Source organism: Nocardioides jishulii, assembly GCF_006007965.1.
GTDB lineage: Bacteria > Actinomycetota > Actinomycetes > Propionibacteriales > Nocardioidaceae > Nocardioides > Nocardioides jishulii.
Genome location: NZ_CP040748.1, coordinates 2820560 through 2843666, shown reverse-complemented (window position 1 = coordinate 2843666; position 23107 = coordinate 2820560). Strand labels below are relative to the sequence as shown.

The following is a 23107-nucleotide window of genomic DNA, read 5'->3' as shown; positions in this document are numbered from 1 at the left end:
CTGGCTCCTCGTGTCTGACTCCGTACGCCCCGCACGCCCCCACTTCAAGATGACCGACGACGGTCGCAGGATGCGTGAGGTGCTGAGCTACACCCGCCGCGGTGCCCGGGTCACGCCGAAGCAGGCCGAGTCGTGGGAGGCCCACGCCGACGCATGGGTCATTCCCGACGAGGCGGTCGACGCCCCGGACTTCGACCTCACCTCCTGGTTCGGCCGTGAGGCGCCGCTGGTGGTCGAGATCGGCCCCGGCGTGGGGGAGGCGACTGCTGCGCTCGCCGCTGCGCGTCCGGAGGTCAACGTGCTGGCGCTCGAGGTCTGGGTCCCGGGCGTGGCCGACGGCCTGTGGCGCGTGGCCGAGGCCGGTGCCGACCACGTGCGCTTCTGCTCCGTCGACGCTGCCTGGTTGGTCGAGCACCTGCTCGCCCCGGGGTCGGTGCACGAGTTCTGGACCTTCTTCCCCGACCCGTGGCACAAGAAGAAGCACAACAAGCGTCGTCTGGTCACTCCCTCCTTCGCGCACGTCGTCGCCGAGCGTCTGGAGGTGGGCGGACTGTGGCGCCTGGCCACCGACTGGGCGCCGTACGCCGAGCAGATGATCGAGGTGCTCGACGCCGAGCCGTTGCTCACCGGTGGTGTCGTCCCGCGTTGGGACGCCCGACCGGTCACCAAGTTCGAGCGCAAGGGCCTCGCCAAGGACCGCGAGATCACCGACCTGACCTACCGCCGGGTCTGAGCCTCAGCGTGCGGCGGCGTTGAGACGTTCGCGCGTGGCCTGCTCGCGGTGCAGGCGGGCCAGGTCGCGTTCGCGGCGCTCCGCCATCACGGCGCTCAGGAACGCCTCGGGATGCGTGCCCGGCGGAGGAGGCGGGGCCACGCGCGTCATCACCTGCTCCACCAGGGCGGTGCCGGTCGTGGCTCGTGCCTGGGGCGAGAGCGTCCTGGCGCGAGCGAGGAACTGACGTACGCCCAGGGCCAGGTCGGCAGGCAGCGCGGCGACGTCGGCGGACTGTGCCCACGCGGCGAGGTCGGGCGGCATCGGGGGTGGCACGGGCAGGGTGAGCCGGGAGCGCTCGCGCACCACGTAGGTCCCGGCCGCGAAGTCCCCGAGGCGCTTGCCGCGGGTGTTGCACAGGGCCGACAGCAGGGCAGGGGCGCCCCCGAGGGCGTAGATCTCGACCACCCCGACCAGGGCGCGCACGAAGGCGTGCTGCGCGGTGATCGGACCGGCGTCCTCCCGTACGACGCGCAGGCCCATCACCCACTTCCCCGGTGAGCGCCCGCGCGAGAGTGTCTCGACCGTCGTGGGCACCACGAGCAGTGCGACCACCGAGACCGCCACGACCGCCAGCTGCACCAAGGCCGCGCTCAGGGGGGAGGAGGCCAGCAGGAAGAGGAAGGCGCAGGCCGCGAGGACCAAGGACGTGAACACCACGTCGATGATCCCCGAGGTGAGTCGGACCCCGATGCCGGCCGCGGGCAGGTCGATGGCGACCGCCTCACCAGTCACGGTGTCGTCGACGGTGAGGGCGGCGTGCTCGAGATTGGCTGACATGGCAGCCCCAGCATAGGGCCGGCCCTAGGGTGGGGGCCGTGGATCTGGACGCATACGTGGTGGCCCATCGGGCGGAGTGGGCACGGCTCAACACCCTGACCCGCAGGCGTCGCCTCACCGGGGCCGAGGCCGACGAGCTGGCAGACCTCTACCAGCAGGTCGGCACCCACCTCTCCGCGGTCCGGGCGCAGAGCCCCGACCCGGCGCTGGTCCAGCACCTGTCGGTGCTCCTCACCAACGCGCGCAGCCGCGCCCTGGCCTCACGCACCTCGACCGTGGCCGGAGTCGCGTACTTCTTCACCCACCGCTTCCCGGCCGCCCTCTACCGGTTGCGGTACTGGTGGCTCGGGGCCCTCGTCGGCAACGTCGTGGTCGCCGGCCTGATGATGTGGTGGCTCTACCACCACCCGTCGGTGGAGCAGTCGATGATGAGCCAGGAGCAGATCGACGCCCTGGTCGCCCACGACTTCGAGAACTACTACACCGAGCCGGCCTCCTCGCACTTCGCCGCCCAGGTGTGGGTCAACAACGCCTGGGTCTCGGCCCTCTGCATCGCCCTGGGCATCCTCGGGGTGCCGGTCTTCTGGCTGCTCTTCCAGAACATCGCGAACCTGGCGGTGATCGGCGCGATCATGCACCGCTACGACCACGGCGCCCACTTCTGGGGGCTCCTGCTCCCGCACGGCCTCCTGGAGCTGACCGCGGTCTTCGTCGCCGCCGGCACGGGCCTGCGGCTCTTCTGGTCCTGGATCGAGCCGAAGGACCTGACCCGTGCCCGCTCGATCGCCCGGGAGGGGCGTACGGCCGCGACCATCGCCCTGGGGCTCGTCGTGGTGCTCCTGGTCAGCGGTGTCATCGAGGGCTTCGTGACCCCCTCGGGCCTGCCGACCTGGGGACGACTCGCCATCGGCGTGCTCGCAGAGGTCGTCTTCTTCGGCTACGTCTTCGTCGTCGGCAGGCGCGCGGCCGCCCAGGGGGAGGACGGCGACGTCGACGCCCGCCACCTCGAGGACCGGGTGGCCAGCCGCGCCTGACCCTCCCTGCCCCAGTGCCGCACCGCTCAGAGGAGCCCGCGGGCCTTCAACGAGAGGTAGTGGTCGGCCAGCGCCGGGGCCAGGTGCTCGGCGTCGACGTCGAGCACGTCGACCCCGAGGGCGCGCAGCATCCGCTCGGTGTGGGTACGCCGCGCCAGCACCTGCTCGGCCGCGACGGCTGCCCAGACCGACTCGGCGTCGTCAGCCTGACGTGCGGTGCGCACCAGCTCGGGGTCGCGCACCGACGCCACGACGACCCGGTGGTGCCGGGTGAGCGGGCCCAGCACCGGCAGCAGCCCGAGCTCGACGGCAGAGGGTTCGAGCGGCGTCAGCAGCACGAGCAGCGCCCGGTGGCGTCCGAGCTGGGTGACCGCCGAGGCGAGGGAACGCCAGTCCGCCTCCACGATCTCGGGATGCACGTCGGTCAGCGCGCGGGCGACCTCGCCCACCGCCCCCGGCCCCGAGGTGCGCAGGCGACGGCGTACGACGCGGTCACCGGCCACCATGTCGACCCGGTCTCCCGCGCGGGAGGCGAGTGCGGCGAGCAGCTGGGCCGCCTCCATCGCCGCGTCCAGGCGCGGCACGTCGTCGATCCGGGCCGCCGAGGTGCGCGAGGTGTCGAGCACCAGCACGACCCGTCGGTCCCGCTCGGGCTGCCACGTACGGACCACCACGTTGCGCGCGCGTGAGGAGGCGCGCCAGTCGATGGAGCGCACGTCGTCGCCGCGTACGTAGTCGCGCAGCGAGTCGAACTCGGTGCCGGCGCCGCGCACGCGCACCGCGGAGCGGCCGTCGAGGTCGCGCAGGCGTGCCAGACGGGAGGGCAGGTGCTTGCGTGAGTCGAAGCGGGGCAACGACCTGAGCTCTCCGGGCACCGCGTACGTCCGTTGCCGTGCCGCGAGGCCCAGCGGCCCCAGGAGTCGGACGGTGACGCCCAGTGCGCGCAGGGTCCCGCGTCGGGTGGGCAGCAGGTCCGTCGTCAGCAGGACCCGCTCCTGCGGGGCCAGCCGCAGGCGATGGCGGTTCTCGGCGTCTCCGGCAGTCGGTTGCCAGGCGTCGCGCAGCAGTCCCCGGGCCTTGCGGTGGCCGCGGTGGGTGACCACGAGGGTGGTCGACGTCGGTGCGCCGTGCCTGGCCGGCTCCACCGGTCGCCGCACCACCTCGAGAGCGTCCGGCGACGGAGCCAGGGCGACGTCGACCGCCACCAGCACTGCCACCAGCGCCAGCCACAGCCACACGGTGAGCGCGTCGGGGCGCAGCACCACCGGCACCAGACCGAGCAGGAGCAGCAGGGGGACGCGTCCGGTCAGGGTCATCGGGGCACCGGCACCGACCCCAGCGCGCTCGCCAGCACGGTGGCGGTGTCGACACCCTCGAGCTCGGCCTCGGCGCGCAACGTGAGGCGGTGGGCCAGCGTCGCCTGGGCCAGCGCCTTGACGTCGTCCGGCGTCACGAAGTCGCGCCCGTTGAGCCAGGCCCACGCCCGGGCGGCCCGCATCAGGGCGGTGGCTCCACGCGGTGAGACGCCCGCCTGCAGCGAGGGGGAGCGGCGCGTGGCCCGCGCGATGTCGACGACGTAGGCGACCACCTCGGGGGAGACCAACACGGCGGCGGTGGCCGCTGCGCCCGCCAGCACGTCGGCGGGGCCGGCCACCGGTCGTACGCCCGCGGAGGGCAGGTCACGCGGGTCGAAGCCCGCGGCGTGGCGGGTGAGGATCTCCAGCTCGTCGTCGCGCTCCGGCACCGGCAGCACCACCTTGAGCAGGAAGCGGTCGAGCTGGGCCTCGGGCAGCGGGTAGGTGCCCTCGTACTCGATCGGGTTCTGGGTCGCCGCCACCAGGAAGGGGCGGGGGAGCGGCCGGGTCACGCCGTCGACGGAGACCTGGCCCTCCTCCATCGCCTCGAGCAGGGCCGACTGGGTCTTCGGGGGCGTGCGGTTGATCTCGTCGGCCAGCAGCAGGTGCGTGAAGACCGGGCCCTCGCGGAAGGTGAGCTCGGTGCGGGCGCCGTCGTTCGACTGGTTGACGACCATCGAGCCGGTGATGTCGCCCGGCATCAGGTCGGGCGTGAATTGCACCCGTCGGGTGTCGACCGACAGGGCCTGGGCCAGCGTGCGCACCAGCAGCGTCTTCGCGACGCCCGGCACCCCTTCCATCAGGACGTGGCCGCCGCACAGCAGCGCCACCAGCAGGCCGGAGACGGCGGCGTCCTGCCCGACCACCACCTTCGCCACCTCGGCGCGGACCTGGGTCAGGCGTTCCCGGGCCTGGTGCTGCTCGGCGTCGTTCATCGTGTGCGTACCTCTTCGGTGAGTGCGGTGAGCTCCTGGGCCAGGCGGACCAGGGCGGTGTCGGACGTGGGGGCGGGGGAGTCGGGGGTGAGCAGCGCCCGGACCTCGGGGAGGGGGCGGCCGCTGCGCTGGCTGACGACCAGGCAGAGGTCCTCCACCCGGTCCGCAGGCACCTGGAGGTGCTCGCCGATCCGCCGTCGGGCGGCGGTGCGCAGCACGCCGGCGGCGTGCGTACGGTCGCCGGAGCGCTGCTGGAGGCGGCCTCGCCCGACGACGGACTCGATGGCTCGCACCGGGATCGGCAACGGCTCGACGGCCAGCGGGCCGAGGCGGCGCACGCGCCACAGCACCAGGGCGACGCCGGTCAGCACCAGGATCCACAGGCCCGGCCCGATCCAGGGCGGCAGGGCAGCGTCCAGCCCGCCGAGCTCGGAGGGCGACAGGTCGGCGGAGTCGGGGACGTACCAGACCAGGCGTCCGGTCGACCCCAGCAGCGAGAGGGCCACGGCGGCGTTGCCGGAGGTCGTGACCTGCTCGTTCGTCAACAGCTGTGCGGCCCCGAGGAAGCGCACGCGCTCGCCCACCTGGGCCAGCAGCACCCCGTCGTCCACGGGGAAGCAGCCGGGACCCGGGAAGACGAGTGCCTCATCGACCTGCAGCCGGTGCCGGCCCAGCACCGCGTCGTCGCACGAGGCGTCGGTGGGGCCGTGCGACTGGGTGAGCGCGTCGAGACCTTCGCCGAAGAGGTCGACGACCCCGGGAGGCGGCGACGCCAGCACCAGGTCGCCTGCGCCGGCGTGGGAGCGCAGGTGCTCCACCGTGCTGGCGCCGAGCTCCTCGGTCGAGGTGACCAGGACGGTGGTTCGGGCGTCCACGGTGACGTCCTCGAGGGAGCTGCGGCCGCGCGCGACGACCACCTCGACGCCCTCGTCGGCCAGGACGCGCGCCACGGCCTGGGCTCCGGACGGGGCGGGGTTGTGGGGGTCCAACGGTGCAGAGGTGCGGGCGTCGTCGGGACGCAGGAGCACGGCGGCGAGGAGGCTCGCCGCCACGACCGCACCGATCACCCATCCCGCGCGGGTGCCGCGGCGCTTCATCGCGGCACCCCGACGCGGCCGGCAAGCAGGTCGTCGAGGGCGAGCAGCGTATGCGCCTGCTCACCCGTCGCGGGGTGCTCGCCGTAGAGCGCGAGGTCGAACAGCGTCGCGGCCTCGCGCACCTGGGCGGCGTGCTCGGGGAGAGCGGCGGCCAGCATCTCGCCGACCTCGTGGGCGGTGGCTCCCGGCACGTCGTCGATGCGCCGCCGCTCCACCTGCCGGACGGCCAGGGCGCGGTAGGCCTCCACCACCGCCGCCGTCGCGTCACCGGCGGTGAGCGCGGCCTCGGCCCGGGCACGCAGCTCGTCGGCGCTGACCCGCTCGGCGAGCACCGAGGTCGTGGTGGGCGCCGTGACGGCGCCGGCGCGGCGCCATCGGCTGACCGTGAGCACGACAGCCAGGGCCAGCAGGAGGACCACCACCCCGATGGCCACGTAGGAGAGGGCGGGCATGCTCACGGCGTCGCCGAGCAGGGAGGCGAAGAGTCTCTCCAGCCAACGCATCATGCGGCCGAGCAGGTCGGAGTCCTGGTACTCGGGCTTCAGGAGCTCACGACGCAGCAGCGAGCGCGCCTCGTCCTCCTCCCACGCCAGTGGGAGCTGCCACGCGTTCACGACGAGGTGGACCGGGTGAGGAGCTCGACGTCGTAGGCCTCGTGGCGGATGCGCATGTCGAGGTGCAGCAGCGCGGCGACCGCAGCCATCACCGGGACGCTCAGTGACGTGGTGATGAGGAGCGTGAGGGCCTGGACAGCCACGAGGGACACGAGGGTGGTCGCCTCCGAGGCGCCGGCGAGGGGCGGCACCACCGCGAGGAAGCCGATCGGCATCGTGATCAACGACAGGGCGATCTGCACCAGGATGGAGACGAGCAGGACCGTCCCCAGGATCCGCCAGAAGTGCCCCCGGGACAGGCGGGAGCCGCGCGAGATCGCGGCGAGCGGACGCAGGTCCTCGACGGCCAGGGCCGGCACGGAGAGCGTGTAGACCTTCACGAAGTACCAGGCGTAGACCGCGATCAGGACCGGGATGACCACGAGGGCCAGGGCCAGGGCGCTGCCGAACATCCCGCTGCTGGCGAAGAGCGCCACCACGACGACGAAGACCGCCACCGGGGCACTGCCGATCAGTCCGAGCAGGAGGGCCAGGCCGAGCAGGCGCGCGCGTTGCCCGCGGGTGGCCGCCCAGGCCTGGGCCAACGTGAGCGTGCGGCCGATCGCGGCGGCCTGCACGGTGTGGGCGACCATCGCCTGCACGTACACGCCGCCGAAGCTGAGCAGAAGGAGGCCGAAGACCCAGGACAGGCCCGTGAGCACGAGGCCCATGACGTCGGAGTCACTGACGAAGGTGGAGTCCTCGGAGACCAGCAGGTCGAGGCTTCCGCCGAGGCCGAAGACCGTGCTGACGACCGCCGGCACCGTGATGGCCACCGCGCCGAGCAGGGTGCTGGCGCCGATCGTCGCGCCGGGGTTGATCCGCACGATCTTGACGGCACCGTCGAGGAGGTCGCCCAGGCCCAACGGACGCAGCGGGACCGCCCCCGGCTTGTGCGCCGCCTGCCGGGTGCCGAACTGGGCCGGTGGCCCGTACGACGGGGGGACCTGGCCGTACGAGGGCGGAACCTGCCCGTACGACGGTGGCACCAGTCCGTACGAGGGCGGCACCTGGCCATACCCGGGCTGCGGGTAGGGGGACTGGCCGGCCTGGCCGGACCAACCGGGGGCCTGCCCGCCCTGCGCGGTGGCCGGGTCTCCAGGTGCCGCCCAACCGCGATTGGCGTCGGAGGGGTCGGATGGGGGAGTCTGTTCATGTCCGGCCATGCCGTCATCCAAGCAGGTCGGGCCGCTTGCCACGCCGGGATCGTCGAGCTTGACGGACGATTTGGAACTTGACGGAGAAGTCTGTCAAGATTGGCAAGTTGCTCCGGCGGGTGCCGGGGTGCGTCAACACCTTGACTACTGAATCGCGTCTCCCGATGGCTTGTCCATCGTGTGCCTGGACTCGGTGGTCGTGTGTGCTGAAGCACCACTCCTGAGTTGTCAGGCCGAGACCCGATCCGATACCGACGAACCGTCGGATGCCACATGCAAGTCCACAACTCAATCCCTGGTCTGTTGTCCTCAATAGAGCGACACGCCCGACCGCGGGGGTCGAGAGGTGGAGTGGTGAGAGACAGGCGGTACGGCCTCACCCGAGACCGTGTCGAGAGAACAGACCAGGACGCGGCACCTCCCGGGGTGCGAGAGTAAGGACGAGAGAGACCTATGGCGGGACAGAAGATCCGCATCAGGCTCAAGGCCTATGACCACGAGGTGATCGACACCTCGGCGCGCAAGATCGTGGACACCGTCACCCGTACGGGTGCAAAGGTCGCCGGCCCCGTGCCGCTGCCGACCGAGAAGAACGTGTACTGCGTCATTCGCTCGCCCCACAAGTACAAGGACTCGCGCGAGCACTTCGAGATGCGCACGCACAAGCGCCTCATCGACATCATCGACCCCACGCCGAAGACTGTCGACTCGCTCATGCGCCTCGACCTGCCTGCCGGTGTCGACATCGAGATCAAGCTCTGAGGTCCCCTGAGATGACTTTCGAACGAAACGTGAAGGGGCTGCTGGGCACCAAGCTCGGCATGACCCAGCTCTGGGACGAGAACAACAAGATCGTCCCCGTGACCGTCGTGGCCGCGTCGACCAACGTCGTGACGCAGGTCCGCCAGCCCGAGTCGGACGGCTACAACGCCATCCAGATCGGCTTCGGCGAGATCGAGGCCCGCAAGGTCAACAAGCCCGAGGCCGGCCACTTCGCCAAGGCCGGCGTGACGCCGCGCCGCCACGTCGTGGAGATCCGCACCGCTGACGCCGCCACCTACTCGGTGGGCCAGGAGCTGGCCGTCGACACCTTCGCCGCTGGCGAGGAGATCGACGTCACCGGCACCAGCAAGGGCAAGGGCTTCGCCGGAACCATGAAGCGTCACGGCTTCTCCGGTGTCGGCGCTTCCCACGGTGCTCACCGCAACCACCGCAAGCCGGGCTCCATCGGCGCCTGCGCCACCCCGGGTCGTGTCTTCAAGGGCACCCGCATGTCCGGCCGTATGGGTAACGACACCGTCACCACCCAGAACGTCACCGTGCACGCAGTGGATGTCGAGAAGGGCCTGATCCTGCTCAAGGGCGCCGTCCCGGGCAACAAGGGTGGTCTCGTGGTGCTGCGTTCCGCCGCCAAGAAGACCCAGGAGGCCTGATCCACATGGCTACCAAGACCGTGAAGGTTGACCTTCCCGCCGAGATCTTCGACGTCGAGGTCAACGTCCCGCTGATCCACCAGGTGGTCGTGGCCCAGCAGGCCGCTGCCCGCCAGGGCACGCACGCCACCAAGACCCGCGCCGACGTGCGCGGTGGTGGTCGCAAGCCCTACAAGCAGAAGGGCACCGGCCGCGCCCGTCAGGGTTCGACCCGCGCACCGCAGTTCGCCGGCGGTGGCATCGTCCACGGCCCGCAGCCGCGTGACTACTCGCAGCGCACCCCCAAGAAGATGAAGGCTGCCGCCCTGCGCGGTGCCCTCTCCGACCGGGCGCGCAACGGCCGCATCCACGTGGTCGACTCCCTGGTGTCGGGCGACAAGCCCTCCACCAAGGCTGCGATCACCGCACTGGCTGCCCTGAGCGATCGCACCCGCTACCTGGTCGTGCTCGAGCGCAGCGACTCCGTCACGTGGCTCTCGCTCCGCAACGCCCCGCAGGTGCACATCGTGGCCGTCGACCAGCTCAACACGTACGACGTGCTGGCTTCCGACGACGTGGTCTTCACCCAGGGCGCGTACGACGTGTTCGTCGCCAGCAAGACGAAGACCGCTGAGGAGGCCACCAAGTGAGCACGCTGCACAAGGACCACCGCGACATCCTGCTCGCGCCGGTCGTGTCCGAGAAGAGCTACAGCCTCCTCGACGCGAACAAGTACACGTTCGTCGTGCACCCGGACGCGAACAAGACCGAGATCAAGATCGCGGTCGAGAAGATCTTCGGCGTCAAGGTCACCTCGGTGAACACGCTGAACCGTCAGGGCAAGACCCGTCGCACCCGCGCCGGTCTGGGCAAGCGCAAGGACACCAAGCGCGCCATCGTCAGCCTCGCTGAGGGTCACCGGATCGACATCTTCGGAGGTCCGGTCAGCTGACCGGGTCGACGAAGGCGAAGAAATAGGACATAGACAATGGCTATCCGTAAGTACAAGCCGACCACCCCGGGCCGTCGTGGCTCCTCGGTGGCCGACTTCGTCGAGATCACCCGGACCACGCCGGAGAAGTCGCTGACCCGTCCCCTTCCCAAGAAGGGCGGCCGCAACAACCAGGGACGCATCACCACGCGTCACCAGGGTGGCGGCCACAAGCGGGCCTACCGCATCATCGACTTCCGTCGTTACGACAAGGACGGCGTGCCGGCGAAGGTCGCTCACATCGAGTACGACCCCAACCGCACGGCGCGCATCGCGCTGCTGCACTACGCCGACGGCGAGAAGCGCTACATCGTGGCGCCGAAGGACCTCGGCCAGGGCACCGTCATCGAGAGCGGCCCGAACGCTGACATCAAGCCCGGCAACAACCTGCCGCTGCGCAACATCCCGGTCGGTACCACGATCCACTGCGTGGAGCTCCGCCCCGGCGGTGGCGCCAAGATGGCTCGTTCCGCCGGAAACTCGGCTCAGCTGGTCGCCCGTGAGGGCACCAAGGCCACGCTGCGTCTGCCTTCGGGCGAGATGCGCTTCGTCGACGTGCGCTGCCGCGCCACCGTCGGCGAGGTGGGCAACGCCGAGCAGTCGAACATCAACTGGGGCAAGGCCGGCCGTATGCGGTGGAAGGGCAAGCGCCCGACCGTCCGCGGTGTCGTGATGAACCCGGTCGACCACCCGCACGGTGGTGGTGAGGGCAAGACGTCCGGTGGACGTCACCCCGTCTCCCCGTGGGGCAAGCCCGAGGGTCGCACCCGCAAGCGCAAGGCCAGCGACTCCCAGATCATCCGTCGCCGCAAGTCCGGCAAGGGTAGGAAGTAACTGAGATGCCTCGTAGCCTGAAGAAGGGCCCCTTCATCGACGGCCACCTCCTCAAGAAGGTGGAAGCCGAGAACGAGAAGGGCACCCAGAACGTCATCAAGACCTGGTCGCGCCGTTCGATGATCCTGCCGAACATGATCGGTCACACGATCGCCGTGCACGACGGTCGCAAGCACGTCCCCGTGTTCGTGACCGACTCGATGGTCGGCCACAAGCTGGGCGAGTTCGCCCCGACCCGCACCTACCGCGGGCACGTGAAGGAAGACCGGAAGGGTCGCCGCCGCTGACGCGGCGCGAACCAGGAACTGGAGATAACGAGCAATGAGCGTTACTGAGCGCGTGCGCACCAGCGCCCGCCGCGAGTCGCTGCTCGGCGACCAGCCGGGCGCCTTCGCGAGCGCGCGATTCGTGCGAATCACCCCGATGAAGGCCCGCCGTGTCGTCGACATGGTCCGCGGTCTTCCCGTCGACGAGGCCCTGGCCCTGCTGCAGTTCGCGCCGCAGGCCGCCTCGGAGACTGTCTACAAGGTGCTCGAGAGCGCCATCGCCAACGCCGAGACCGTGGAAGGCCTGAAGAAGGCTGACCTGGTGCTCACGGTGGCCATGGTTGACGAGGGCCCCACCATGAAGCGCTGGCGTCCGCGTGCGCAGGGTCGAGCGACCCGCATCAACAAGCGCACCAGCCACATCACCCTGGTCGTCCAGCCGGCTGATGTCGCCACGAACGGAAAGGGTGCCTGATGGGCCAGAAGATCAACCCGAACGGTTTCCGTCTCGGCATCAGCACCGACCACAAGTCGCGCTGGTACGCAGACAAGCTGTACAAGTCGTACGTCGGCGAGGACGTCGCGATCCGCAAGCTGCTCTCCAAGGGCATGGAGCGGGCCGGCATCTCCAAGGTCGAGATCGAGCGCACCCGTGACCGCGTTCGTGTGGACATCCACACCGCGCGTCCCGGCATCGTCATCGGTCGTCGTGGCGCCGAGGCCGACCGCATCCGCACCGAGCTCGAGAAGCTGACCGGCAAGCAGGTCCAGCTGAACATCCTCGAGGTCAAGAACCCCGAGATCGACGCGCAGCTGGTTGCCCAGGGCGTTGCCGAGCAGCTCTCCGGTCGTGTGCAGTTCCGCCGTGCCATGCGCAAGGCCATGCAGACCGCGATGCGTTCCGGTGCCAAGGGCATCCGGATCCAGTGCTCGGGCCGCCTCAACGGCGCCGAGATGTCGCGTACCGAGTTCTACCGCGAGGGTCGCGTGCCGCTGCACACCCTGCGTGCGGACATCGACTACGGCTTCTACGAGGCCCGTACGACCTTCGGTCGCATCGGCGTCAAGGTCTGGATCTACAAGGGTGAGGTGTCCGGCTCCCGTGCCGAGCGCCAGGCCCAGCAGGCCGCTCGCGCCGGTGCCCCGGGTCGCGGCGGACGTCCGACCCGTGGCGGCGACCGCCCGAACCGCGGCTCGCGCGGCGACCGCGCACCCCGCAACGAGGCCCCCGCGGCCGCTGAGGCTGCTCCGGCTGCCGAGGCTCCGGCTGCTGAGGCTGCTTCTTCCGGACAGGAGGGCTGAGTTCCATGTTGATGCCCCGTCGTGTCAAGCACCGCAAGCAGCACCACCCCAAGCGGACTGGTGTGGCCAAGGGTGGCACGAAGCTCGCTTTCGGCGACTTCGGCATCCAGGCGGTCGAGGGCCACTACGTCACCAACCGTCAGATCGAGTCGGCGCGTATCGCGATGACCCGTCACATCAAGCGTGGTGGAAAGGTCTGGATCAACATCTACCCGGACCGCCCGCTGACCAAGAAGCCTGCCGAGACCCGCATGGGTTCCGGTAAGGGCTCCCCCGAGTGGTGGGTGGCGAACGTCAAGCCCGGCCGCGTCATGTTCGAACTGTCCGGTGTTTCCGAGGACGTTGCTCGCGAGGCCATGCGCCGCGCGATGCACAAGCTCCCCATGAAGTGCCGGTTCATCTCCCGCGAGGCTGGTGAATTCTGATGAGCGACAAGTTGAGCGCAACCGCGCTGGACGACCTGAACGCTGGTGACCTCGAGGCCAAGCTGCGTGAGGCCAAGGAGGAGCTGTTCAACCTCCGGTTCCAGGCGGCCACCGGGCAGCTGGAGAACAACTCCCGCCTGCGCACGGTCAAGAAGGACATTGCCCGGATCTACACCGTGGTGCGCGAGCGCGAGCTCGGGATTCGTACCGCCCCGGGTGCCGAGAAGAAGGAAGAGGCCACCGCATGAGTGACCGCAACGCCCGCAAGGTCCGCGAGGGCCTGGTCGTCAGCGACAAGATGGACAAGACCGTCACCGTCGCCGTCGAGGACCGTGTGAAGCACGCGCTCTACGGCAAGGTCATGCGTCGGACCTCGAAGCTGAAGGCCCACGACGAGAACAACGAGTGCGGCATCGGCGACCGTGTCCTGATCATGGAGACCCGCCCGCTGTCCGCGACCAAGCGCTGGCGCCTGGTCGAGGTCCTCGAGAAGGCCAAGTGACCTTTCGCCTCCGGCGAACCACGATTTCCAACCACTAGTTCGGCAAGGCTCGTCGCCTGAGAGGGCGGCGAGAACCGGCTCGACATCCAGGAGAAACCAATGATCCAGCAGGAGTCGCGACTCAGTGTCGCCGACAACACCGGTGCGAAGGAGATCCTTTGCATCCGTGTTCTCGGTGGCTCGGGTCGTCGCTACGCCGGTATCGGCGACGTGATCGTCGCCACCGTCAAGGACGCCAACCCGGGTGGCAACGTCAAGAAGGGCGACGTCGTCAAGGCCGTTGTCGTGCGCACCAAGAAGGAGCGCCGGCGTCCGGACGGTTCCTACATCCGCTTCGACGAGAACGCCGCCGTCATCCTCAAGAACGACGGTGAGCCCCGTGGTACCCGCATCTTCGGCCCCGTGGGCCGCGAACTGCGCGACAAGAAGTTCATGAAGATCATCTCGCTCGCGCCGGAGGTGCTGTGATGGCTAAGAAGGCACCCAGCGTGAACATCAAGAAGGGCGACACCGTCAAGGTGATCGCTGGCAAGGACAAGGGCGCCACCGGCAAGGTCATCCAGGTGCTCCGCGAGGAGCAGCGGGTGATCGTCGAGGGTGTGAACCGCATCAAGCGTCACACCAAGGTCGTCAACGACGGTTCGGGCAGCACCGGCGGCATCATCACCGCCGAGGCGCCGATCCACGTCTCCAACGTCATGCTCGTCGAGGGTGACGGCGTGACCCGGGTCGGCTTCCGCCGCGACGCGGTCACCAAGCGCAGCGGCACCGGTGTCGAGTACACCGCTGAGCGCAGCGTCCGCATCTCGCGCAAGACCGGGAAGGAGATCTGAGATGGCTGAGTCCCCCCGTCTGAAGACTCGTTACCGCGAGGAGATCATCCCCGCACTGAAGTCCGAGTTCGACATCGCCAACATCATGCAGGTCCCCGGTCTGACGAAGATCGTGGTCAACATGGGTGTCGGCGAGGCTGCTCGTGACTCCAAGCTGATCGAGGGTGCCATCAAGGACCTGACCGCCATCACCGGTCAGAAGCCCATGGTCACCAAGGCTCGCAAGTCCATCGCGCAGTTCAAGCTCCGCGAGGGCATGCCGATCGGTGCGCACGTCACGCTGCGTGGCGACCGCATGTGGGAGTTCCTGGACCGCCTGCTGTCCCTGGCCCTGCCCCGAATCCGCGACTTCCGCGGCCTCAACGGCAACCAGTTCGACGGCCGTGGCAACTACACCTTCGGTCTGACCGAGCAGGTCATGTTCCACGAGATCGACCAGGACCGCATCGACCGCGTCCGTGGCATGGACATCACTGTCGTGACCACGGCCACCACCGACGCCGAGGGTCGCGCCCTGCTCAAGCAGCTCGGCTTCCCGTTCAAGGAGAACTGACATGGCGAAGACTGCTCTGAAGGTGAAGGCGGCTCGCAAGCCGAAGTTCGCTGTGCGTGGGTACACCCGGTGCCAGCGTTGTGGTCGACCGAAGGCGGTCTACCGCAAGTTCGGCCTCTGCCGCATCTGCCTGCGTGAGATGGCACACCGCGGCGAGCTGCCCGGCGTGACCAAGTCCTCCTGGTGACCACCCTCTAGACCAACAACCGCTGAAGGTCGGCTCCACCCACCGGGTAGGGGTCGAAACCACAGAGAGAAAGGGCCTGAACGGCCATGACCATGACTGACCCGATCGCAGACATGCTTACTCGTCTGCGCAACGCCAACCAGGCGTACCACGACGCGGTGTCGATGCCCTACAGCAAGCTGAAGGCCGGCGTTGCCGAGATCCTGAAGCAGGAGGGTTACATCACCTCCTTCGACGTCACCGAGCCCGGTGAGGGCGAGGTGGGCAAGACCCTGCACATCACTCTGAAGTACGGCCGCAACCGCGAGCGTTCCATCGCTGGCGTGCGCCGCATCAGCAAGCCCGGCCTCCGTGTCTACGCCAAGTCCTCGGCTCTGCCGAAGGTGCTCGGTGGACTCGGCGTCGCGATCATCTCGACGTCGCAGGGCCTGCTGACCGACCGCCAGGCAAACCAGAAGGGCGTGGGTGGGGAAGTCCTCGCCTACGTCTGGTGACGAGAGACCGAGAGAGGAAAAAGCAATGTCGCGTATTGGCAAGCTCCCGATCACGGTTCCGTCCGGCGTGGACGTGCAGATCGACGGCGACCTGGTGACGGTCAAGGGCCCCAAGGGCACCCTGAACCACACCATCCCCGCACCCATCACCATCGTGAAGGGTGAGGACGGCGTGCTGGAGATCCAGCGTCCCAACGACGAGCGCACCGCTCGCTCGCTGCACGGCCTGACCCGCACCCTGGTCAACAACATGGTGGTCGGCGTGACCGATGGCTACGAGAAGAAGCTCGAGATCGTCGGCGTGGGTTACCGCGTGCTCCCCAAGGGCCCGACGCAGCTCGAGTTCCAGCTCGGCTACTCGCACCCGATCATCTTCGACGCCCCCGAAGGCATCACCTTCACCACGGACGGTCCGACCAAGCTCGGCGTCCAGGGCATCGACAAGCAGGTCGTCGGTGAGACGGCCGCGAAGATCCGCAAGCTCCGCAAGCCCGAGCCGTACAAGGGCAAGGGCGTGCGTTACGCCGGCGAGCAGGTCCGCCGCAAGGTCGGAAAGGCTGGTAAGTGATCCATGGCTATCTCGCTGTCGAACAACAAGCACACCGCTAACCGCGTTCGCTCGCGTCTGCGCCGTCAGATGCGTGGTCGCAAGAAGATTGCGGGCACCGCTGAGCGTCCCCGTCTGGTCGTGACTCGTTCCGCCAAGCACATCTCCGTGCAGGTGGTCGACGACCAGGTCGGCAAGACCCTGGCGTACGCCTCCACCATGGAGGCCGACGTTCGCTCGGTCGCCGGTGACAAGACTGAGAAGTCCAAGAAGGTCGGGCAGCTCGTCGCCGAGCGCGCCAAGGCCGCCGGTGTCGAGCAGGTCGTCTTCGACCGCGCCGGCAACAAGTACCACGGTCGCATCGCGGCCCTGGCCGACGCCGCCCGCGAGGGCGGCCTGGCGTTCTGATCGCCGGACCAGAGAAGGAAGAGGAAATCTCATGAGCGGAGCCCAGCGCGGACAGCGCGGTGGCGAGCGCCAGTCCGGCGGCCGTAACCGTGACGGTCGCCGCGACCAGAGCGCCGAGAAGAACGCCTACATCGAGCGTGTCGTCGCGATCAACCGCGTCGCCAAGGTCGTGAAGGGTGGTCGTCGCTTCAGCTTCACCGCCCTCGTGATCGTGGGTGACGGCGAGGGTCTCGTCGGCGTCGGCTACGGCAAGGCGAAGGAAGTTCCTGCGGCGATCGCCAAGGGTGTCGAGGAGGCCAAGAAGGCATTCTTCAAGGTTCCCCGCATCCAGGGCACCATCCCGCACCCGGTCCAGGGCGAGAAGGCGGCTGGCGTCGTCCTCCTGCGTCCCGCGGCCCCCGGTACCGGTGTCATCGCCGGTGGTCCGGTCCGCGCGGTCCTCGAGTGCGCCGGCATCCACGACGTGCTGAGCAAGTCGCTCGGTTCGTCCAACCAGATCAACATCGTCCACGCGACGGTGGAGGCTCTCAAGATGCTTGAGGAGCCGGAGCAGGTCGCTGCTCGCCGTGGTCTCACGGTCGAGCAGGTCACCCCGGCCGCGATCCTTCGGGCTCGTGCGGAGGTGGCTTCCTGATGGCACAGCTCAAGGTCCAGCAGAAGCGTGGCCTCGTCGGTCTGAAGCAGAACCAGCGCGAGACCCTGCGTACGCTCGGTCTCAAGCGGATCGGCGACGTCGTCGTCAAGGAAGACCGCCCGGAGATCCGCGGCATGGTCAACACTGTCCGTCACCTGGTGACGGTAGAGGAGGTGGAGTGACGTGAGCGCACTCAAGCTGCACCACCTTCGTCCCGCCCCCGGTGCCAAGACCGCCAAGACCCGTGTCGGTCGTGGTGAGGCGTCGAAGGGTAAGACCGCTGGTCGCGGTACCAAGGGTACGAAGGCTCGCTACCAGGTTCCGGTCGCCTTCGAGGGTGGCCAGATGCCGATCCACATGCGTCTCCCCAAGCTGAAGGGCTTCAAGAACCCCTTCAAGGTGGAGTTCCAGGTCGTGAACCTGGACCGCATCAACGAGCTGTTCCCCGAGGGTGGCGCTGTCACCGTCGAGTCGCTCGTCGCCAAGGGCGCGGTTCGCAAGAACCTGCCGGTCAAGGTGCTCGGCCAGGGTGAGATCTCCGTCCCGGTGCAGGTCACCGTCGACGCGGCGTCCGCCTCGGCCAAGGGGAAGATCGAGGCCGCCGGCGGCAGCCTCACCCTCTCCTGAGCGTCTGACTGACGTGTCGTCATCAGGGCCCGTCCCCACCTCGGTGGGGGCGGGCCCTGTTGCGTCGGCCACACGCGTGCCTGACGTACGCGCTCCCCTCCGTGGCCCCGTGCGGCCTTCGTGGGGCGGGGGCCCTCCTGTTACGCTTCCCCGGGTCTGTCGGGCTGGTTCATCGAGCCTGCCCTTCGAGACCTTCGACCACGACGCCACGGTCCTCCGTGGATGAGTCCCTGCTGAGAAAGAGGAAGCCAGTGCTGGGCGCCTTCGCCAACGCATTCCGCACCCCGGACCTGCGGCGCAAGCTGCTGTTCGTGTTGCTGATCATCACGATCTTCCGACTCGGCTCACAGATCCCCGCACCGGGCGTCAACGTGGCCAACGTGAGGTCCTGCCTCAACGCCCAGTCGGACTCGGGCATCTACGCGCTGATCAACATGTTCTCCGGGGGCGCGCTGCTCCAGCTGACGATCTTCGCGCTCGGGATCATGCCGTACATCACCGCCAGCATCATCCTGCAGCTCCTCGTCGTGGTCATCCCGCGCCTGGAGACCCTCAAGAAGGAGGGGCAGGCCGGACAGGCCAAGATCACGCAGTACACCCGTTACCTGACGCTGGGCCTTGCGGTCCTCCAGGCCACGGGCATCGTGGCGCTGGCGCGCAGCAAGACGCTGCTGCAGCCGTGCACGCTCGACCTTCTGCACAACAACGACAGCACGGCGACCTTCCTGATCCTGGTGGTCACGATGACCGCGGGTACGGCCGTGATCATGTGGTTCGGTGAGCTGATCACCGACCGCGGCGTCGGCAACGGCATGTCGATCCTCATCTTCTGCCAGGTCGTCGCGACCTTCCCCAGCTCGCTGTGGCAGGTGCGCCTCACCCAGGGCTGGACCACCTTCGGCATCGTCCTGGTGATCGGACTGATGATCGTCGCGGGCGTCATCTTCATCGAGCAGGCGCAACGTCGCATCCCGGTGCAGTACGCGCGCCGCATGGTGGGCCGCAAGATGTTCGGTGGGTCCTCGACGTACATCCCGTTGAAGGTCAACCAGGCCGGAATCATCCCGGTCATCTTCGCCTCGTCGCTGCTCTACCTGCCGACGATGGCTGCCTCGTTCAGCCAGAACAGCAAGGGCAACCCGGTCCTCGAGTTCATCAACGAGTACTTCATCGGGGGAGACCACCCGATCTACATGGCGACGTACTTCGCCCTCATCATCTTCTTCACGTACTTCTACGTCTCGATCACCTTCAATCCTGAAGAGGTCTCGGACAACATGAAGAAGTACGGCGGCTTCATCCCCGGGATCCGGGCGGGGAAGCCGACGCAGGACTACCTGTCGTACGTGCTCTCGCGGATCACCTTCCCCGGAGCTCTGTACCTCGGCCTCATCTCGCTGATCCCCCTGATCGCCTTCGCGGCGATCAACGCCAACCAGAACTTCCCGTTCGGTGGTACGTCCATCCTCATCATGGTGGGCGTCGCCCTGGACACGGTGAAGCAGATCGAGAGCCAGCTCCAGCAGCGCAACTACGAAGGGTTCCTCAGCTAAATGCGTCTCATCATCATGGGCCCGCCCGGTGCCGGCAAGGGCACGCAGGCGGCCTTCATCTCGGACAAGTACGGCATTCCGGCGATCTCGACCGGCGACATCTTCCGCGCCAACGTCTCCGCCGGCACGCCCCTGGGCGTCGAGGCCCAGCGCTACATGGACGCAGGGGAGTACGTCCCCGACGAGGTCACCAACTCGATGGTCCGCAACCGGATCGCCGAGGACGACGCCGCGACGGGCTTCCTGCTCGACGGCTACCCGCGCACGGTCGCCCAGGTCGCCGAGCTCGACGACATGCTCGCCACCTCCGGCCTCACCCTCGACGCGGCCGTCGTGCTGACCGTCGACGGCGAGGAGATCGTGCAGCGCCTCCTCGAGCGCGCGAAGACCGAGGGGCGTCCCGACGACACGGAGGAAGTCATCCGTCGTCGTCAGGAGGTGTACGCGGAGCAGACCGCCCCGCTGATCGACCTCTACCGCGAGCGCGGCCTGCTGGTCGAGGTTGACGGCCTCGGTGAGGTCGGCGACGTCACCCGGCGCGTCCTCGCCGCGATCGACGGCGCGACGAAGGCCTGAGCCACGATGGGTTTCCGCGACCGCGGCGTCGAGATCAAGACGCCTGAGCAGATCGCCGTGATGCGGCGCGCAGGCCTCCTGGTCGGCGAGACGCTGGAGCTCCTGCGCACCTCGGTGCGCCCGGGCATCACGACCGGCGAGCTCGACGCGATCGCGGAGGACAACATCCGGTCGAACGGCGGCATCCCCTCCTTCAAGGGATACGGGGTGCCGCCGTTCCCCGCCTCCATCTGCGCGTCGGTCAACGACCAGGTGGTGCACGGCATCCCCGGTGACCGGGCGCTCGTCGAGGGCGACATCATCTCCATCGACTGCGGAGCGATCGTGGACGGCTGGCACGGCGACGCTGCTCTCACCGTCGCGGTGGGGGAGGTGCCCGAGGAGGTGACCCGCCTGATGGCGGTCACCGAGGAGTCGATGTGGCGCGGCATCGCCGCGGCCCGGCTCGGCGGCCGGGTCACCGACATCAGCTTCGCCATCGAGTCGTACGTCCGTGAGCAGGGCTCCTACGGCATCCTCGAGGACTACACCGGCCACGGCATCGGTTCGCAGATGCACATGCCCCCCAACGTGCCCAACTACGGTCGGGCCGGCCGTGGGCCCAAGCTGGTGCGTGGCATGGCGCTGGCGGTGGAGCCGATGATCGCGCTGGGCTCGGCCGACACCTGGGTCGAGGACGACGACTGGACCGTCTCGATGGCGGACGGTCGTTGGGCCGCGCACTACGAGCACACCTTCACCCTCACCCCCACGGGTGCCTGGGTCCTCACCGCCCTCGATGGGGGAGAGGCCAAGCTCGCCGAGCTCGGCGTCCCCTTCGGCGGGGCGTAGGACCCCGACCCGACGATCCACCGGGTCCGATCCGTCGAGCTCAGCTCCGGATTGGGATTTCTTGCCGGCAGCCAGTAGGCTGGCGAGTCGGTCCAACGTGGGCATGTGTGGTTGTGCCTGAACGGCTGCCCGGACCTCCGCCAGGAGGTACGGGAAGTGGTTCAACCACCGGCTCTACGAGGTCCACCTGCGCGGGTCTTCCGCGGGGAGGTTCCCGGACCACGGTAGACAAAAGATCAACAGATTGTGGAGGACATGCCGAAGAAAGAAGGCGTGATCGAGCTCGAGGGCACCATCACTGAGGCCCTGCCCAATGCCATGTTCCGCGTAGAGCTGAGCAACGGCCACAAGGTACTCGCCCACATCAGCGGCAAGATGCGACAGCACTACATCCGGATCCTTCCTGAGGACCGGGTCGTGGTTGAGCTCTCGCCGTACGACCTCACGCGAGGTCGGATCGTCTACCGCTACAAGTAACCAGCCGAACGATCCAGAAAGGCCTCCCCAGTGAAGGTCAAGCCCAGCGTCAAGGCGATCTGCGACAAGTGCAAGGTCATTCGTCGTCACGGCCGCGTCATGGTCATCTGCGAGAACCCGCGCCACAAGCAGCGCCAGGGCTGATGGCCGGTGGCAACTGCCACCGCCTCGCAACCGCACCACCCCAATCGTGATCGCTAGCCACCGGACTCCGGTGGCGAACCACCTCCGGCGCAGCGGCCGGAGCTCGGACCGTGGAGGCAACTCCACATCAGGTCCGGGGCGCGACATGACAGACACCGCTGAGAACTATCGAAGGGAAATGCCAGAACCATGGCTCGCCTCGTTGGTGTGGACCTCCCGCGCGACAAGCGCATCGAGATCGCACTCACCTACATCTACGGCATCGGCCGTACCCGCTCCAAGCAGCTGCTCGAGGCCACCGGGGTTGACCCGAACGCCCGCGTGCACACGCTCGGAGACGAGGAGCTGGTCAAGCTTCGCGACGAGATCGAGGCCAACTTCAAGATCGAGGGTGACCTCCGTCGTGAAGTCCAGGCTGACATCCGCCGCAAGATCGAGATCGGCAGCTACCAGGGTCGCCGCCACCGCATGGGCCTTCCGGTCCGCGGCCAGCGCACCAAGACCAACGCTCGTACCCGCAAGGGCCCGAAGCGGACTGTCGCCGGCAAGAAGAAGAAGTGACGCCTGCGCCAGTGGCGCAGCGCTGACCGTCTTCCCGAAGCTTTTCGACCAGAACCTCAACAGGAGTTACTGAATGCCTCCCAAGAGCCGCGCGACCAAGGTCCGCCGCAAGGAGAAGAAGAACGTCGCTCAGGGCGAAGCCCACATCAAGAGCACGTTCAACAACACGATCGTCACGATCACCGACCCCACCGGTGCGGTGATCTCCTGGGCCTCTGCCGGCACCGTCGGTTTCAAGGGGTCCCGGAAGTCCACCCCGTACGCCGCTCAGATGGCCGCCGAGGCCGCTGGTCGTCGTGCGATGGAGCACGGCATGAAGAAGATCGACGTCTTCGTCAAGGGCCCGGGTTCGGGTCGCGAGACGGCGATCCGTTCGCTTGGTGCCATCGGCCTCGAGGTCGGCACCATCCAGGACGTCACGCCCGCCCCGCACAACGGCTGCCGCCCGCCCAAGCGCCGTCGCGTCTGAGCCTCACGGCCCGGACCCACACGAGACTTCCAAGGAGACTTTGAACAATGGCCCGTTACACCGGCCCCATGTCCAAGAAGTCGCGCCGTCTCGGCGTCGACCTCGTCGGTGGCGACGCAGCTTTCGAGCGTCGCCCCTACCCGCCCGGCCAGCACGGCAAGGGCCGCATCAAGGAGTCGGAGTACCTGCTCCAGCTCCGTGAGAAGCAGAAGGCTCGCTTCTCCTACGGCATCCTCGAGAAGCAGTTCTACCGCTACTACGTCGAGGCCTCGCGTCGCCAGGGCAAGACCGGCGACAACCTGCTGCAGCTGCTCGAGACCCGTCTCGACAACGTCGTCTACCGCGCGGGCTTCGCCCGGACCCGTCGTCACGCCCGCCAGCTGGTCGTGCACGGCCACTTCCTGGTGAACGGCAAGAAGGTCAACATCCCGTCCTACCAGGTGTCGCAGTACGACGTCATCGACGTTCGCGAGAAGTCCCTGGAGATGACGCCCTTCATCGTGGCTCGTGAGACCCACGGCGAGCGCGTCGTTCCTGCGTGGCTCGAGGCGATTCCGTCGCGGATGCGCATCCTCGTGCACCAGCTCCCGACCCGGGCCCAGATCGACCTCCCGGTCCAGGAGCAGCTCATCGTCGAGTTCTACTCGAAGAAGTGATCTTGACCCGGTGGCCACCGTCCGCGGTGGCCACCGGGAGCA

At 68.3% G+C, this 23107-nt stretch carries 37 protein-coding genes; 31 read left to right on the top strand and 6 right to left on the bottom strand.

Translation table 11 applies throughout. The annotated features are described in order from the left end of the window. Window positions 1-10 precede the first annotated feature (10 nt). A complete protein-coding gene (gene trmB, locus FCL41_RS13515) occupies window positions 11-733 on the top strand; it encodes a tRNA (guanosine(46)-N7)-methyltransferase TrmB (protein ID WP_239021646.1) in 723 nt (240 codons plus the stop codon). Window positions 734-736: 3 nt separating this feature from the next. Here the strand turns inward: trmB and FCL41_RS13510 are convergent, their stop codons facing one another. Continuing rightward, on the bottom strand, window positions 737-1552 hold the full coding sequence (locus FCL41_RS13510) for an RDD family protein (protein ID WP_137065134.1): 816 nt from the start codon (window positions 1550-1552) through the stop codon (window positions 737-739). 38 nt (window positions 1553-1590) lie between these two features. Here FCL41_RS13510 and FCL41_RS13505 point away from each other — a divergent pair, with 38 nt between their 5' ends. Further along, window positions 1591-2586 (top strand): stage II sporulation protein M, encoded by a 996-nt coding sequence (locus FCL41_RS13505; protein WP_137065135.1) that lies wholly within the window; start codon window positions 1591-1593, stop codon window positions 2584-2586. A gap of 26 nt (window positions 2587-2612) precedes the next feature. On the opposite strand, the gene FCL41_RS13500 is transcribed toward FCL41_RS13505, so the two are convergent. Genes FCL41_RS13500 through FCL41_RS13480 form a run of 5 tightly spaced genes read right to left on the bottom strand, consistent with a single transcriptional unit; the run spans window position 2613 to window position 7792 of the window. Further along, entirely contained in the window at window positions 2613-3902 is a 1290-nt protein-coding gene (locus FCL41_RS13500; protein ID WP_137065136.1) for a DUF58 domain-containing protein, read from the bottom strand. Then, window positions 3899-4876 (bottom strand): AAA family ATPase, encoded by a 978-nt coding sequence (locus tag FCL41_RS13495; RefSeq protein ID WP_137065137.1) that lies wholly within the window; start codon window positions 4874-4876, stop codon window positions 3899-3901. Before FCL41_RS13495 ends, FCL41_RS13500 begins: the two co-directional genes overlap by 4 nt. Beyond that, window positions 4873-5973: a DUF4350 domain-containing protein gene (locus FCL41_RS13490; RefSeq protein ID WP_137065138.1), complete on the bottom strand. Its 1101-nt coding sequence runs from the start codon at window positions 5971-5973 to the stop codon at window positions 4873-4875. The genes FCL41_RS13495 and FCL41_RS13490 overlap by 4 nt, the downstream gene beginning before the upstream one ends. After that, the gene (locus FCL41_RS13485) at window positions 5970-6587 is read right to left on the bottom strand and encodes a DUF4129 domain-containing protein (RefSeq protein ID WP_137065139.1); all 618 of its coding nucleotides are present in this window, start codon (window positions 6585-6587) and stop codon (window positions 5970-5972) included. The genes FCL41_RS13490 and FCL41_RS13485 overlap by 4 nt, the downstream gene beginning before the upstream one ends. Then, window positions 6584-7792: a proline-rich domain-containing protein gene (locus tag FCL41_RS13480; RefSeq protein WP_137065140.1), complete on the bottom strand. Its 1209-nt coding sequence runs from the start codon at window positions 7790-7792 to the stop codon at window positions 6584-6586. The genes FCL41_RS13485 and FCL41_RS13480 overlap by 4 nt, the downstream gene beginning before the upstream one ends. A 444-nt stretch (window positions 7793-8236) precedes the next feature. On the opposite strand from FCL41_RS13480, the gene rpsJ reads away from it, so the two are divergent. From rpsJ to rpsD, 29 genes are all read left to right on the top strand, one after another. Next, window positions 8237-8545, top strand: a complete 309-nt coding sequence (gene rpsJ, locus FCL41_RS13475; RefSeq protein WP_008360994.1) for a 30S ribosomal protein S10 — start codon at window positions 8237-8239, stop codon at window positions 8543-8545. An 11-nt stretch (window positions 8546-8556) separates the two neighbouring features. Further along, window positions 8557-9216, top strand: a complete 660-nt coding sequence (rplC, locus tag FCL41_RS13470; RefSeq protein ID WP_137065141.1) for a 50S ribosomal protein L3 — start codon at window positions 8557-8559, stop codon at window positions 9214-9216. A gap of 5 nt (window positions 9217-9221) precedes the next feature. Further along, a complete protein-coding gene (rplD, locus tag FCL41_RS13465; RefSeq protein WP_137065142.1) occupies window positions 9222-9845 on the top strand; it encodes a 50S ribosomal protein L4, sunset domain variant in 624 nt (207 codons plus the stop codon). Then, the gene (gene rplW, locus FCL41_RS13460) at window positions 9842-10147 is read left to right on the top strand and encodes a 50S ribosomal protein L23 (protein ID WP_137065143.1); all 306 of its coding nucleotides are present in this window, start codon (window positions 9842-9844) and stop codon (window positions 10145-10147) included. The genes rplD and rplW overlap by 4 nt, the downstream gene beginning before the upstream one ends. 36 nt (window positions 10148-10183) lie before the next feature. Next, the gene (rplB, locus tag FCL41_RS13455; RefSeq protein WP_137065144.1) at window positions 10184-11020 is read left to right on the top strand and encodes a 50S ribosomal protein L2; all 837 of its coding nucleotides are present in this window, start codon (window positions 10184-10186) and stop codon (window positions 11018-11020) included. A 5-nt stretch (window positions 11021-11025) separates the two neighbouring features. Then, window positions 11026-11307: a 30S ribosomal protein S19 gene (rpsS, locus tag FCL41_RS13450; protein ID WP_135833051.1), complete on the top strand. Its 282-nt coding sequence runs from the start codon at window positions 11026-11028 to the stop codon at window positions 11305-11307. A 34-nt stretch (window positions 11308-11341) separates the two neighbouring features. Beyond that, the gene (gene rplV / locus FCL41_RS13445) at window positions 11342-11761 is read left to right on the top strand and encodes a 50S ribosomal protein L22 (protein WP_137065145.1); all 420 of its coding nucleotides are present in this window, start codon (window positions 11342-11344) and stop codon (window positions 11759-11761) included. Next, window positions 11761-12588 (top strand): 30S ribosomal protein S3, encoded by an 828-nt coding sequence (rpsC, locus tag FCL41_RS13440; RefSeq protein WP_137065146.1) that lies wholly within the window; start codon window positions 11761-11763, stop codon window positions 12586-12588. The genes rplV and rpsC overlap by 1 nt, the downstream gene beginning before the upstream one ends. Before the next feature lie 5 nt (window positions 12589-12593). Continuing rightward, on the top strand, window positions 12594-13013 hold the full coding sequence (rplP, locus tag FCL41_RS13435) for a 50S ribosomal protein L16 (protein WP_137065147.1): 420 nt from the start codon (window positions 12594-12596) through the stop codon (window positions 13011-13013). After that, window positions 13013-13261 carry a 50S ribosomal protein L29 gene (gene rpmC / locus FCL41_RS13430; protein ID WP_135833047.1) on the top strand — a complete coding sequence of 83 codons (249 nt, stop codon included), beginning with the start codon at window positions 13013-13015 and terminating at the stop codon, window positions 13259-13261. Before rplP ends, rpmC begins: the two co-directional genes overlap by 1 nt. After that, window positions 13258-13515 (top strand): 30S ribosomal protein S17, encoded by a 258-nt coding sequence (gene rpsQ / locus FCL41_RS13425; RefSeq protein ID WP_137065148.1) that lies wholly within the window; start codon window positions 13258-13260, stop codon window positions 13513-13515. The genes rpmC and rpsQ overlap by 4 nt, the downstream gene beginning before the upstream one ends. 99 nt (window positions 13516-13614) lie before the next feature. Further along, on the top strand, window positions 13615-13983 hold the full coding sequence (gene rplN, locus FCL41_RS13420) for a 50S ribosomal protein L14 (RefSeq protein ID WP_137065149.1): 369 nt from the start codon (window positions 13615-13617) through the stop codon (window positions 13981-13983). Then, entirely contained in the window at window positions 13983-14348 is a 366-nt protein-coding gene (gene rplX / locus FCL41_RS13415; RefSeq protein WP_212723069.1) for a 50S ribosomal protein L24, read from the top strand. Before rplN ends, rplX begins: the two co-directional genes overlap by 1 nt. Window position 14349: 1 nt before the next feature. Continuing rightward, on the top strand, window positions 14350-14901 hold the full coding sequence (rplE, locus tag FCL41_RS13410) for a 50S ribosomal protein L5 (protein ID WP_137065150.1): 552 nt from the start codon (window positions 14350-14352) through the stop codon (window positions 14899-14901). Between the two features lies 1 nt (window position 14902). After that, window positions 14903-15088: a type Z 30S ribosomal protein S14 gene (locus FCL41_RS13405; RefSeq protein WP_011757321.1), complete on the top strand. Its 186-nt coding sequence runs from the start codon at window positions 14903-14905 to the stop codon at window positions 15086-15088. An 86-nt stretch (window positions 15089-15174) separates the two neighbouring features. Continuing rightward, complete coding sequence (gene rpsH / locus FCL41_RS13400) at window positions 15175-15582, top strand: 30S ribosomal protein S8 (RefSeq protein WP_135833043.1); 408 nt, start codon at window positions 15175-15177, stop codon at window positions 15580-15582. A gap of 25 nt (window positions 15583-15607) precedes the next feature. Continuing rightward, window positions 15608-16150: a 50S ribosomal protein L6 gene (gene rplF, locus FCL41_RS13395; protein ID WP_137065151.1), complete on the top strand. Its 543-nt coding sequence runs from the start codon at window positions 15608-15610 to the stop codon at window positions 16148-16150. A gap of 3 nt (window positions 16151-16153) precedes the next feature. Further along, window positions 16154-16537, top strand: coding sequence for a 50S ribosomal protein L18 (gene rplR, locus FCL41_RS13390; protein WP_135833041.1), 384 nt, complete (start codon window positions 16154-16156; stop codon window positions 16535-16537). 31 nt (window positions 16538-16568) lie between these two features. Then, a complete protein-coding gene (gene rpsE / locus FCL41_RS13385; protein WP_137065152.1) occupies window positions 16569-17171 on the top strand; it encodes a 30S ribosomal protein S5 in 603 nt (200 codons plus the stop codon). Beyond that, entirely contained in the window at window positions 17171-17353 is a 183-nt protein-coding gene (gene rpmD, locus FCL41_RS13380) for a 50S ribosomal protein L30 (RefSeq protein ID WP_137065153.1), read from the top strand. The genes rpsE and rpmD overlap by 1 nt, the downstream gene beginning before the upstream one ends. Window position 17354: 1 nt before the next feature. Beyond that, window positions 17355-17798, top strand: coding sequence for a 50S ribosomal protein L15 (gene rplO / locus FCL41_RS13375; RefSeq protein ID WP_137065155.1), 444 nt, complete (start codon window positions 17355-17357; stop codon window positions 17796-17798). A gap of 251 nt (window positions 17799-18049) precedes the next feature. Next, window positions 18050-19351 carry a preprotein translocase subunit SecY gene (gene secY, locus FCL41_RS13370; RefSeq protein WP_137065156.1) on the top strand — a complete coding sequence of 434 codons (1302 nt, stop codon included), beginning with the start codon at window positions 18050-18052 and terminating at the stop codon, window positions 19349-19351. Beyond that, window positions 19352-19927 (top strand): adenylate kinase, encoded by a 576-nt coding sequence (locus FCL41_RS13365; RefSeq protein WP_137065158.1) that lies wholly within the window; start codon window positions 19352-19354, stop codon window positions 19925-19927. A gap of 6 nt (window positions 19928-19933) precedes the next feature. Continuing rightward, window positions 19934-20758, top strand: coding sequence for a type I methionyl aminopeptidase (gene map, locus FCL41_RS13360; RefSeq protein WP_137065159.1), 825 nt, complete (start codon window positions 19934-19936; stop codon window positions 20756-20758). A gap of 255 nt (window positions 20759-21013) precedes the next feature. Then, on the top strand, window positions 21014-21235 hold the full coding sequence (gene infA, locus FCL41_RS13355; protein ID WP_026145687.1) for a translation initiation factor IF-1: 222 nt from the start codon (window positions 21014-21016) through the stop codon (window positions 21233-21235). A gap of 30 nt (window positions 21236-21265) precedes the next feature. Continuing rightward, window positions 21266-21379, top strand: coding sequence for a 50S ribosomal protein L36 (gene rpmJ, locus FCL41_RS13350; RefSeq protein WP_028644817.1), 114 nt, complete (start codon window positions 21266-21268; stop codon window positions 21377-21379). A gap of 189 nt (window positions 21380-21568) precedes the next feature. After that, window positions 21569-21940: a 30S ribosomal protein S13 gene (gene rpsM, locus FCL41_RS13345; RefSeq protein WP_137065161.1), complete on the top strand. Its 372-nt coding sequence runs from the start codon at window positions 21569-21571 to the stop codon at window positions 21938-21940. Between the two features lie 73 nt (window positions 21941-22013). Next, window positions 22014-22409, top strand: coding sequence for a 30S ribosomal protein S11 (rpsK, locus tag FCL41_RS13340; RefSeq protein WP_137065162.1), 396 nt, complete (start codon window positions 22014-22016; stop codon window positions 22407-22409). Window positions 22410-22456: 47 nt separating this feature from the next. Beyond that, a complete protein-coding gene (gene rpsD / locus FCL41_RS13335; RefSeq protein WP_137065164.1) occupies window positions 22457-23065 on the top strand; it encodes a 30S ribosomal protein S4 in 609 nt (202 codons plus the stop codon). Window positions 23066-23107 lie beyond the last annotated feature (42 nt).

What these genes read in the sequence shown, in the direction of transcription:
- FCL41_RS13510 (WP_137065134.1), bottom strand. Translation starts at nt 1,552, where the DNA reads ATGTCAGCCAATCTCGAGCACGCCGCCCTCACCGTCGACGACACCGTG.
- FCL41_RS13500 (WP_137065136.1), bottom strand. Translation starts at nt 3,902, where the DNA reads ATGACCCTGACCGGACGCGTCCCCCTGCTGCTCCTGCTCGGTCTGGTG.
- FCL41_RS13495 (WP_137065137.1), bottom strand. Translation starts at nt 4,876, where the DNA reads ATGAACGACGCCGAGCAGCACCAGGCCCGGGAACGCCTGACCCAGGTC.
- FCL41_RS13490 (WP_137065138.1), bottom strand. Translation starts at nt 5,973, where the DNA reads ATGAAGCGCCGCGGCACCCGCGCGGGATGGGTGATCGGTGCGGTCGTG.
- FCL41_RS13480 (WP_137065140.1), bottom strand. Translation starts at nt 7,792, where the DNA reads ATGGCCGGACATGAACAGACTCCCCCATCCGACCCCTCCGACGCCAAT.
- rpsJ (WP_008360994.1), top strand. Translation starts at nt 8,237, where the DNA reads ATGGCGGGACAGAAGATCCGCATCAGGCTCAAGGCCTATGACCACGAG.
- rplC (WP_137065141.1), top strand. Translation starts at nt 8,557, where the DNA reads ATGACTTTCGAACGAAACGTGAAGGGGCTGCTGGGCACCAAGCTCGGC.
- rplD (WP_137065142.1), top strand. Translation starts at nt 9,222, where the DNA reads ATGGCTACCAAGACCGTGAAGGTTGACCTTCCCGCCGAGATCTTCGAC.
- rplB (WP_137065144.1), top strand. Translation starts at nt 10,184, where the DNA reads ATGGCTATCCGTAAGTACAAGCCGACCACCCCGGGCCGTCGTGGCTCC.
- rpsS (WP_135833051.1), top strand. Translation starts at nt 11,026, where the DNA reads ATGCCTCGTAGCCTGAAGAAGGGCCCCTTCATCGACGGCCACCTCCTC.
- rplV (WP_137065145.1), top strand. Translation starts at nt 11,342, where the DNA reads ATGAGCGTTACTGAGCGCGTGCGCACCAGCGCCCGCCGCGAGTCGCTG.
- rpsC (WP_137065146.1), top strand. Translation starts at nt 11,761, where the DNA reads ATGGGCCAGAAGATCAACCCGAACGGTTTCCGTCTCGGCATCAGCACC.
- rplP (WP_137065147.1), top strand. Translation starts at nt 12,594, where the DNA reads ATGTTGATGCCCCGTCGTGTCAAGCACCGCAAGCAGCACCACCCCAAG.
- rpmC (WP_135833047.1), top strand. Translation starts at nt 13,013, where the DNA reads ATGAGCGACAAGTTGAGCGCAACCGCGCTGGACGACCTGAACGCTGGT.
- rpsQ (WP_137065148.1), top strand. Translation starts at nt 13,258, where the DNA reads ATGAGTGACCGCAACGCCCGCAAGGTCCGCGAGGGCCTGGTCGTCAGC.
- rplN (WP_137065149.1), top strand. Translation starts at nt 13,615, where the DNA reads ATGATCCAGCAGGAGTCGCGACTCAGTGTCGCCGACAACACCGGTGCG.
- rplX (WP_212723069.1), top strand. Translation starts at nt 13,983, where the DNA reads ATGGCTAAGAAGGCACCCAGCGTGAACATCAAGAAGGGCGACACCGTC.
- rplE (WP_137065150.1), top strand. Translation starts at nt 14,350, where the DNA reads ATGGCTGAGTCCCCCCGTCTGAAGACTCGTTACCGCGAGGAGATCATC.
- FCL41_RS13405 (WP_011757321.1), top strand. Translation starts at nt 14,903, where the DNA reads ATGGCGAAGACTGCTCTGAAGGTGAAGGCGGCTCGCAAGCCGAAGTTC.
- rpsH (WP_135833043.1), top strand. Translation starts at nt 15,175, where the DNA reads ATGACCATGACTGACCCGATCGCAGACATGCTTACTCGTCTGCGCAAC.
- rplF (WP_137065151.1), top strand. Translation starts at nt 15,608, where the DNA reads ATGTCGCGTATTGGCAAGCTCCCGATCACGGTTCCGTCCGGCGTGGAC.
- rplR (WP_135833041.1), top strand. Translation starts at nt 16,154, where the DNA reads ATGGCTATCTCGCTGTCGAACAACAAGCACACCGCTAACCGCGTTCGC.
- rpsE (WP_137065152.1), top strand. Translation starts at nt 16,569, where the DNA reads ATGAGCGGAGCCCAGCGCGGACAGCGCGGTGGCGAGCGCCAGTCCGGC.
- rpmD (WP_137065153.1), top strand. Translation starts at nt 17,171, where the DNA reads ATGGCACAGCTCAAGGTCCAGCAGAAGCGTGGCCTCGTCGGTCTGAAG.
- FCL41_RS13365 (WP_137065158.1), top strand. Translation starts at nt 19,352, where the DNA reads ATGCGTCTCATCATCATGGGCCCGCCCGGTGCCGGCAAGGGCACGCAG.
- map (WP_137065159.1), top strand. Translation starts at nt 19,934, where the DNA reads ATGGGTTTCCGCGACCGCGGCGTCGAGATCAAGACGCCTGAGCAGATC.
- infA (WP_026145687.1), top strand. Translation starts at nt 21,014, where the DNA reads ATGCCGAAGAAAGAAGGCGTGATCGAGCTCGAGGGCACCATCACTGAG.
- rpsM (WP_137065161.1), top strand. Translation starts at nt 21,569, where the DNA reads ATGGCTCGCCTCGTTGGTGTGGACCTCCCGCGCGACAAGCGCATCGAG.
- rpsK (WP_137065162.1), top strand. Translation starts at nt 22,014, where the DNA reads ATGCCTCCCAAGAGCCGCGCGACCAAGGTCCGCCGCAAGGAGAAGAAG.
- rpsD (WP_137065164.1), top strand. Translation starts at nt 22,457, where the DNA reads ATGGCCCGTTACACCGGCCCCATGTCCAAGAAGTCGCGCCGTCTCGGC.